This window comes from Clostridium sp. (genome assembly GCF_036642255.1).
Classification (GTDB): Bacteria; Bacillota; Clostridia; order Clostridiales; family Clostridiaceae; genus Clostridium_J.
Genome location: NZ_JAVWDJ010000078.1, coordinates 1 through 9533 on the forward strand (window position 1 = coordinate 1; position 9533 = coordinate 9533).

Consider the following 9533-nt stretch of genomic DNA (forward strand, 5'->3'; position numbering starts at 1 on the left):
GACTTGTGGCTACCTTCTAAAACTTCTCGTATTCCATGTAGAAAACTAACTATGCTGAAACAACATAGAATAGAGCTACTTATAAGTTTATATTCTCTAATGCCTATGGAAATTATAGAATATGCACATAGAACAATTCCTATATAAATAAAAAATATTGATAGTGCCATAAAAATTGGTGACCTTTTTATTTTTCCTTTTACTTTCACGAAAATCCCTCACAAGCTTTTATATACTATTCATATCTAGATAAACCACTTTCTGAACTAATTGAATGAATGAACAAATTGATTTAGCTCTAATGTGATATATCTATACAAATAATATGTTGAAGGAGAGGCAAACAGTATTAGGTTTCTTTAATAATTTTCATTAATTATTTTACATCTCATAATTATATTCACTCTGTAAGTTATGAAAGAAAGTTTCATAAACCTATATCTAAGTTACTTCAATAACTTTATTGTAAACATCCTCATAAGCCTTCAAGGTGTTTTTAGCTGTGATCTCCCAAGAGAATAGCTTCGCTCTTTCGAGACCTAACCTTCCGTATTCTTTTCTCAAGGTTTCACTTTCTAAAATTAATTCGATAGCTCTTTGTAATTCTTTATCTTTATAAGGATCAATTAAAATTCCACCATCACCAACCACTTCAGGAATTGAAGTTACATTTGTAGTGATTACTGGAGTGCCACAGTTCATTGCTTCAAGTGGTGGAAGACCAAAACCTTCGTAAAAGGATGGATATACAAAAGCTTCGCAAGCATTATAGTAAATTGGTAAATCTTCATCAGGAGCAAAACCTGTGAACTTTATATAATCTTGCATATTTAAGGAATCTTTTAATTTTACAAGTTCTTGAGAAGCATCTCTGTAGGAACCTACAATTACTAGATTATATTCTTTGTTAGAGTGGCTCATAACTTTTGCAAAAGTAGTTATAAGAGACCGTACATTTTTTCTTTCACTAAAGCCCCCAATATAAAGTAAAAAAGGTTTATCTACGCCATACTTTTCTTTGATTATGGCTTTACATTTTTCTTTATTAAGAGGAGTGTATTTTGCATCAGCTGCTAAAGGAGTTACATAAATCTTACTTTCATCAATAGGAAAGAACTTTAAGATATCCCTTTTAGAATATTCTGACACAGTAAGTATACCTGCTGACTCATCAATTACTGAGGGCATTTCTTTTAGGAATTTTAGTAAGTAACCTTTGCCAACAGTTTCCGGCATTATATAGGGGATTAAATCGTGGATTGTAACTATTTTCTTGCAGCCTATGTCTTGGCTCATTCCAATTCCGTTTTGCGGTATATGGTATAGGTCAATGGCTTCCTCTTTTAGATTCATAGGGAAAAAATGTTCTTGAAAGAATCTTTGATGTTTTTTTGAACACATTACTATATTGGAGTTTGGCTTTTCATATTGAGAGTAGTTTTCTCCACACCAATATAGTTGATAAAAATTTTCTTTATCTATGTTAAGTAAATTCTTAAGAACATTTTCTGTATAGGTGCCAATGCCAGTACCGCCATACCAATTGATACCTCTCGCATCAATGGCTATTCTCATGAAATCACTCCTTAAAAATATATATATTATATATTAGTCAAAGTAGATATATGTGTTACATAAAGTCACGGAAAAACCAACACACATTGCACTGAACTTTCATATATTACATATAGAACACTAATTGGAGGGTTTTGCTTGGACGTAACATATATCAAGAAACTTGTTGAAAGAAAATATGGAATTAATCCTATTTATGCAGAAAAGATAAAAAATGTTTATAGAGTTGAAACCGAAGATAATATCTACTGCTTAAAGATCATTAAATATGAGTTTGAGCATTTTTTATTTATAGTGGGAGCAATTAAACATCTTCAAAATAATGAGTTTCAATATGTACCAGAAATAATTAAAACTGTAGGAGGGCTTGATTATATAACTATAGACAACAACTATGCATATCTTACTCCTTGGATTAATGCTAGGGAGAGCAATTATGATAATCCCCTTGATATAATTGTTGCTGCAAAGAAGCTAGGGGAACTCCATAACAAAAGTGAAGGCTTCGTTATGGAACCTAATATGAAACCAAGGGTAGGTTGGCTTAAGTGGGTAGAAACTTACAAAACTCGTAAGGATGAAATCTTAGATTTTAAAAGAAGAATAGGTAAAAAAGATGTTAAATCTAGATTTGATTTATTTTATTTAGACCTTATGGAGGAAGAACTTAAAAGATGCGACAGAAGTATCCTTAATTTATCTCAAAGTAACTATGTTGAAAAAATGAAAAAGGAAATGGAGAGAAATGGTTTTTGCCATCATGATTATGCTCACCATAATGTGATGATAGGTGGAGATGGAGAGGTAAACATAATTGATTTTGATTATTGCATATTGGATTCTCATCTCCATGATTTGAGTAGCCTTCTTATTAGGCGAATGAAATACAATAAGTGGAGTTTAAGCAATGCAAGAGAAATCATAGAAGCTTATAGCACTGTGCACAGGTTAAATCAAGAAGATATTCCTATAATGGCAGCTTTTATAGAATTTCCTCAGGATTACTGGCAAAGAGGCATTCAGTATTACTGGGAAGGAAAACCTTGGGGAGAGGATTTTTTTCTTAAGAAGATGCAATTTTTTAAGGAAGACAGAGAAGAGAGACAAGAGTTTGTAGAAAAGTTTAGGGAACTTAAATTGTAGAAAGTAATTTTTAGGGAGGATATTTATGTCAAAAAGGGAAAGAGAAAATGAGAATTATGAAAGTTATGAAAATGCTTCAGATAGAAAGGAAGAGCATGAACCAGTAAAGTCTGTTGAAGACTATGACGAAAAAGTTGAACAGATGAAAGAGCAGATAAAACTTTTAAAGAAAATTAAAAAAAGACAAAAGAAGCTTAGTGAGTTAGAGGAAGAACAAGCTGAGATACTAAAGAAAATGAAAAAAAGAGAAAAAAGTAAACATAAGTAGAGGTGGTGTTATGAGAAGATTTTTTTATGACAACTTTCAGGAATATGCTAAGGAACATGGTATAAAAAAAGTGGATTTTATATTAAAAAGTAATGATGCGCTAAGTAGAAAACTTCTAGAAGATAGGGTTTTTTCTCAGCTTGAAAATATATGTGAGTTTCATAGGGTATCTTGTGGGTTTAATGGATATTTGAAAAAGAGGATAAATAATGATACCTGTAAGTTAGTAGAGGAATATAAGGTTCAGGTAAAAAGACTTGATAGACATATACAAAAACTTGAGGAAAGTGGTGCCAAAGGACACATTGAAAAGTTTCTTGTGGAAGAAGGGAAGCTGCAGCTAGATAGAGCAAAAAAATCTATTGAGTGCATTGATGAAAGTAACTATATTGATTTAATTTCTAGGAGTATGAAGAAAATTGAGATTTGTCTTACAGATGTTGATTTTGACAATCTAGTTAAGAATCAATGTTTAGAAGTTGTAAACTTTGAGGATGTGGCTTACAACATGATAGAGATGGATGCTTATTATTTACTCTCCAAGTTAAAGAAAAGGGGGTTTGCCCTGGATTACAATAAATGCATAAATAAGTTTTGTGATTTAGAAGGGATTGAAGAAAATAGTAAAAATTTTATTTTAGCCCTCCTTTCATATCCTCATGAATTTATGAGGATCTATGAAAAGTATAGGAGAAATAAGAAGTCTTGGAATGAAGAACAGTATGTAAAAAAATTTTTAGAGGCGATAAAAGAAGATAGCTTCTCTTTTATAAGTGGGGTGAAGTGATGTTAGATTCGAAAAATAAAGAAAGAGAAACTTTATCTAGATATGATCTAGATTTAAAGCTTTTAAATAATTATGATTTTGTGGTTAGTGATGTGATACCAGTTAGAAAGGTATTTATTCTTGTGACAAATAAGGGAAATAAAATACTGAAAAGAGTGGAATATAACTTAGCTCATTTAGAATTTATAAATAGTATAATTGAGCATTTAAGGGGTCAGGGTTTTTGCAACGTGATGAACTATGAAAGAAATAAAAAAGGTGACATATACACTCAGTGGAAGGAAAGTACCTATGTAGTTATGAAGTTGGTTGAGGGAAGGGAGTGCGAATTTAATAATCCAGTGGAGCTTTCTATAGTGACAAATACCTTAGCAAAAATGCACTTAGCATCAAAAGGTTTTAATATTAAAATACACCAGGGTAGATATGTGTATGGTGATTTGGTGGAGAAGTTTCAGCATAAATTGCAGGAGCTAAAAACCTTTAAGACAATGGTGTTAACCTACGAGAATAAAAGCGATTTTGATAAGATATTCTTGAATCATGTAGATAAATTTATAGAAGATATGAAAAAGAGCATAGATATTATTAAGGGTTCAAAATACTACGAGCTTTTGGAGGAGAAGGATAAGTTTGCAATTTGTCATCATGATTTAGCTTATCATAATATTCTTATGGACAATGATGAAGCTTCTTTTATAGATTTTGATTATGCTATTGTGGACTTAAGAGTTCACGATTTGTGTAATTTTATTAATAAGGTGGTTAAAAACTTTGCATATGATTTTGAGAAGCTGAAAGATATTATAGGAGAGTATAACAAGGTTTCCCTGTTAGATCCAAGAGAACTTGATGTTTTATATGGAATGCTGTGGTTCCCAGATGGTTTTTATAGCATTTCTAAGGATTATTATTGTAAGAGGAAGCTTTGGGGCGAAAATAGCTTCAACTATAAGTTAGCTAAGAAAGTTGAAAATCTTCATGAAAGAGAAGAGATGTTAAGGAAATTCAAAGAATCATATGAGCTTTAAGAACACCTTGTAGGAAAAAGTATTACATTCCTTTAAGTGTTTGAGAACTTCGAGGAGGAGCTAATTCTACTTTAACAATTCTTAAATAAAGTGAAGTAATATAGTATTAAAAAATGATAAAAATGATAAAAACATTGAAAAACAGACCTTATTGGTAGAATGACTATCAATAAGGTCTGTTTCTTTGTCTGTACAAATAAATTTGTCTGCACTGTATTTTATTTAAGAATCTCACCATAAGCCTTCAAGGTTTCCATAGCAGTTTTTTCCCAACTTAAAGAGGCTACTTTTTTAAAACCTTTTGAGATCAAAGAATTTCTTAAAGTCTCGTTAGATAACACTTCATAAATTTTTTCACTGAGAATTTCTGTTTCCTTTGGATTAAATAATAAGGCAGCATCCTCAACAATTTCAGGTATTGAAGTTACATTAGAAGTAATTACAGGGATTCCACAGGCCATAGCCTCTATAGGAGGTAGTCCAAAACCTTCATAGAAGGAAGGGTATACAAATAGTGCTGCATTGTTGTATAGATGAGGCATATGATCCATGGAAATGAATCCAGGAAAAATTACTTTATGATCTATTTTTAGTATCTCAGCACATTCCTTATATATGGCATAAGATTTTCCTTTGCTTCCTGCAATCACTAGGTTAATATCTTCAGGGAGTTTGTGAGCGATTCTGCTAAAGGCCTCAATTAATCCCACTATATTTTTTCTCGGACTAAAGCCACCCACATACAAGATATAGTTAGAGGGTAGACCATAGTGTTCCTTTAGTATATGGGTGCATAGGGTTTTGTCTAAGGGTTTGTAAATATCCTCACTAGCTAAATGAGTTACAAAGATTCTATCTTTAGGGTAGTTAAAATCTCTTGCTATATCCTCCTTAGAATATTCTGATACTGTAATAATTCCATCGCAGCGGTTCACTATGCCTTTCATCTCTCTAGTGAAGATGTCTAAGTATCGATCACCTACAGTTTCAGGCATATGAATAGGAATTGTATCATGAAGAGTAATTACAAAAGGCATGGATTTATCTAAGGGAAGTCCTACGCCATTTTGCGGTACATGGTATAAATTTATATTTCCATCATATAGTACATTAGGGATATTTACATCGTCCCAAAAGTTTGAGGCAAGGCTATCTGGAATTGACTTGTTTTTAAAGTTGTTATTAAATTCGATATCGCTAGTGTAGCCTTCTGGAGTAAAGAGTAAATAATCATTTAATCTGTCTATTTTGTTTAGAGAACTGATAAGCTGATAGGTATATGTTCCGATTCCTGTTCCTCTATACCATTTAGCAGCTCGAGAATCTATACCAATTTTCATAGTGTTACTCCTTAAACTTAATAAATAAATTTTATTATATTAATGTATATTATTATAACTAGTGAAAATATGTTAATGGATATTCTAAAAAAACTTAAATATACATATAAATTATAGAGGGGGTGTTACTATGATGAGAGAATTTGAGATTGAACGCCAATTTGACATAAAAATTGAAAGCATCAAACCCAACAAAGGTGTTTATCATTTGAAGACAAACGATGGCGTTAAATGCTTAAAAAAAATAAGCTATGGAACTCAAAAATTATTATTCGTTTATGGTGCTAAGGAGCATCTTTATAAGAATGGATTTCCAAATATAGATAGATATTTTTTGAACACTGAGGGAAATCCATATGCGGTGGTTAATGAGGATATTTACACCTTATCTCAATGGCTTGAAGGAAGAGAATGTGACTTTTACAGTGAGGATGACTTAGTGCTTGCGTCGGGTAGTCTTGCTAAGCTTCATATTGCTTCAAAAGGTTATGAGCCACCAGAAAATAGCAAACTAAAGTCTGATCTTGGAAGATGGCCTCATCTTATGGAAAAGAGAATTAAATCTTTTGATAAAATGAAGGAAATGGTTAGGAAGAAGAAAAATCATAAAAGCGATTTTGATATTAACTATTTGAAAACAGTAGACTACTATAAGAATTTAAGTAAGGAAGCACTTGGGATTCTTAACAGTTCAAATTATTTTGAAATATGTAGACTAACTGAGGAAGATAAGAGCTTTTGTCATCATGATTATACTTATCATAACATAATTATGGATAGTGAAAACAATGTAAACGTCATAGATTTTGATTATTGTAAGAGAGAAATTAGAGCTTATGATATTGCTAATTTTATGATTAAAGTGTTAAAGCGTCAAAGTTGGGATATTAAATTCGCTGAAATTATCATTGATGGTTACAACAATGTTTCTCCTTTAAGGGAGGATGAATATAAGGTTCTTTTTGGATTCTTAGTTTTTCCTCAGCGTTATTGGAGGCTATGTAACAGGTACTACTACAATGAAGTTAACTGGGTACAAGGTACCTTCAATAAGAAGATGGAGGAGTTAATTTCTGAAAGAGAAAAATTCGAAAAATTTATCGAGGATTTTAAAAACACCTACAAAGTGGAATAATTTTTTGTTTTTAAACATATAAAGCTACGCAAATTTTTTTTTGCGTAGCTTTATTGATTTGAGTTGAGAAAGTCTTTTATTTCATTTCACAATTATTACTAGTGTTACATAATATGTAATACAAGTTTGTTTTGGAGATGATGATGTTTTGAGAATTGGAGATAGAGTAGTAAGAAAATCCTATGATGGAGATATTGTTTTTAAAATTATAGATATTATCGACGAGTATGGAGTAGAAAAGTATATTCTACAAGGATTAAATATTAGAATAGAAGCAGATTGCTTAGAAGATGACCTTAGATTAGTGGATGAAAATGATATTGGAGAAATGGATAGAATCTTTAACAGAAAGGTTAATTCTTCTATAAAGAAAATATTATTAAGTAGGTCAGGTAATAAATTTAGAGGAGAGCCTGCAAAGGTTTTAGAAGATACTTATTATATTCCAGGAAGAAAGAGTAAAGCCAATATCACTAGACCGGAACAAAATAAGGAATTATTCTTTGGAAGGCCAGGAAAGGTCCTTCATATTGATGGAGATTCAAGTTACTTAGAGGTATGTTTAAAAACTTATAAACAGTTATCAATTGAAGCTGTTGGAAAGGTAATTGCAGAGAAGGATCAACCTTCAGCGATTCTAGAATTAGTTAAGGAAGTTAATCCTGATATTGTAGTTATTACTGGTCATGATGGGATGTCTAAGGATATAACAGATTATATGAATTTAGATAACTATAGAAATTCTAAGTACTTTGTAGAGTGTGTATCAATCTTGAGAGACTACAAATCTGATTATGATGAGCTTGTGATATTTGCTGGAGCTTGTCAGTCAAATTATGAAGCACTTTTAGATGCAGGGGCAAATTTTGCTAGCTCTCCTAACCGTGTTTTAATTCATTGTTTAGACCCTGTGATGATTTGCGAAAGAATAGCTTATACAAATATAAATGAAATTGTAGATTTACAAGATGCAATACAAAACACCATTACAGGAATAAAGGGTGTTGGCGGTCTTCAAACTAGAGGTAAGTATAGAGAAGGATATCCTAAATCACAATATATAAAATAAAGTTAAAGGGGCTATCTCCCAGTGTATAGATATACACTGAGAGATGCCTTTTTTTACAAGGTCAAATCCTAGTGAAAGGTTAATATATAGTGAGAATTCAGGCTTTAACAAGAGTATACTTGGTTTTATGAAATATCCTTAAATTGAATTTGTTAAGAATTTATAAACTTATCTTAATGTCGGAATATAATTATGCAAATCATCAAATACTAATCTCGGACTTTAAAGTTAACAAATTTTAAGATATAAACACATTTCAAAAAAACAAAAATCCCAATGTTGATAATTATTTAAGACTATAAGAATTCATGGGCGCTTAATCGTTTACACTTTTTTAAATCTTATAGAATTCACTCGCTAATTAAACTTAAATACGAACATTATTATGCAATTTAAAACTTTTATAATAAAATCTTCATATAAAATTCCCTAAAATAAGTTAACTTATTGTTGTGTATTTCATTCGACAAAATATACAAATGTTACCAATAGTGAAGAAAATATTAACATAATTTTAACATTGACAAATATATTACTTATGTTGTACAATTGTAAGTTTACTTGACATAAATGAAATTTCCCCTTATAATATAAATAGAAAGAAGGTGCTACCATGGATAGAAAAAATGTATTGACTTCAATTAAACAAGACATTGAGAGTCATGTTGGCGAAAAGGTAACATTGAAGGCTAACGGCGGCAGAAGAAAGATCATAGTTAATGACGGCGTTTTAGAGAAAACTTATGACAGTATATTTGTAATTAGACTGGAAAATGAAACACAGAGAACTGTTACATATAGCTATAGCGATGTGTTAACAAAAACTGTGCAATTAGTATTTGCTGTATAATATTTATTATACTTACAGTAGTTGTTATACTAAGCAGTAAAGCTATAGATCATAGTTGTAATGAATTGATGACATAATAATAAGGCCTCCATAAGGCCCAATAAGAAGACATAATTAAATTGAAAAATATATAGTCTAAAAGAAACTACCTAGAAAATTTTATTTTCTAGGTAGTTTCTTTTGTTCTATTTTAAATTTATCCTCATATAATTTATAGGGTATGTGAGGGGAATTTGGTTTTACAAGCAAAAAAAGAAAGATGGCGTGTGTCCATCTTTCAGCTATGGTATAAAAGGGTATTGAGAATTTATGAGAGGTTATATGGTCAATAACCA

The 9533-nt window shown here is 31.0% G+C and carries 10 protein-coding genes; 7 read left to right on the plus strand and 3 right to left on the minus strand.

From position 1 onward, the window contains the following. The coding region (locus RR409_RS20105; protein ID WP_332559563.1) for a hypothetical protein at positions 1–209 on the minus strand (209 nt) is incomplete at its 3' end. A 232-nt stretch (positions 210–441) separates the two neighbouring features. Further along, a complete protein-coding gene (locus tag RR409_RS20110) occupies positions 442–1575 on the minus strand; it encodes a glycosyltransferase family 1 protein (RefSeq protein WP_332559564.1) in 1134 nt (377 codons plus the stop codon). Between the two features lie 138 nt (positions 1576–1713). Here RR409_RS20110 and RR409_RS20115 point away from each other — a divergent pair, with 138 nt between their 5' ends. The 4 genes from RR409_RS20115 to RR409_RS20130 are packed head-to-tail and all read left to right on the plus strand — an operon-like array spanning position 1714 to position 4804. Further along, entirely contained in the window at positions 1714–2718 is a 1005-nt protein-coding gene (locus RR409_RS20115; protein ID WP_332559565.1) for a CotS family spore coat protein, read from the plus strand. Between the two features lie 25 nt (positions 2719–2743). Beyond that, positions 2744–2986 carry a hypothetical protein gene (locus tag RR409_RS20120; RefSeq protein ID WP_332559566.1) on the plus strand — a complete coding sequence of 81 codons (243 nt, stop codon included), beginning with the start codon at positions 2744–2746 and terminating at the stop codon, positions 2984–2986. Between the two features lie 10 nt (positions 2987–2996). Next, positions 2997–3773, plus strand: a complete 777-nt coding sequence (locus tag RR409_RS20125) for a hypothetical protein (protein WP_332559567.1) — start codon at positions 2997–2999, stop codon at positions 3771–3773. Beyond that, the gene (locus RR409_RS20130) at positions 3773–4804 is read left to right on the plus strand and encodes a CotS family spore coat protein (RefSeq protein ID WP_332559568.1); all 1032 of its coding nucleotides are present in this window, start codon (positions 3773–3775) and stop codon (positions 4802–4804) included. Before RR409_RS20125 ends, RR409_RS20130 begins: the two co-directional genes overlap by 1 nt. A 218-nt stretch (positions 4805–5022) precedes the next feature. On the opposite strand, the gene RR409_RS20135 is transcribed toward RR409_RS20130, so the two are convergent. Then, positions 5023–6144 carry a glycosyltransferase family 1 protein gene (locus RR409_RS20135; protein ID WP_332559569.1) on the minus strand — a complete coding sequence of 374 codons (1122 nt, stop codon included), beginning with the start codon at positions 6142–6144 and terminating at the stop codon, positions 5023–5025. A gap of 130 nt (positions 6145–6274) precedes the next feature. On the opposite strand from RR409_RS20135, the gene RR409_RS20140 reads away from it, so the two are divergent. The 3 genes from RR409_RS20140 (at position 6275) to RR409_RS20150 (ending at position 9198) form a co-directional block, all read left to right on the plus strand. Further along, positions 6275–7279 (plus strand): CotS family spore coat protein, encoded by a 1005-nt coding sequence (locus tag RR409_RS20140; RefSeq protein ID WP_332559570.1) that lies wholly within the window; start codon positions 6275–6277, stop codon positions 7277–7279. Between the two features lie 148 nt (positions 7280–7427). Then, a complete protein-coding gene (gene yabG / locus RR409_RS20145) occupies positions 7428–8348 on the plus strand; it encodes a sporulation peptidase YabG (RefSeq protein WP_332559571.1) in 921 nt (306 codons plus the stop codon). 613 nt (positions 8349–8961) lie between these two features. Further along, positions 8962–9198 carry a Veg family protein gene (locus RR409_RS20150; RefSeq protein ID WP_332559572.1) on the plus strand — a complete coding sequence of 79 codons (237 nt, stop codon included), beginning with the start codon at positions 8962–8964 and terminating at the stop codon, positions 9196–9198. Positions 9199–9533: the final 335 nt, after the last annotated feature.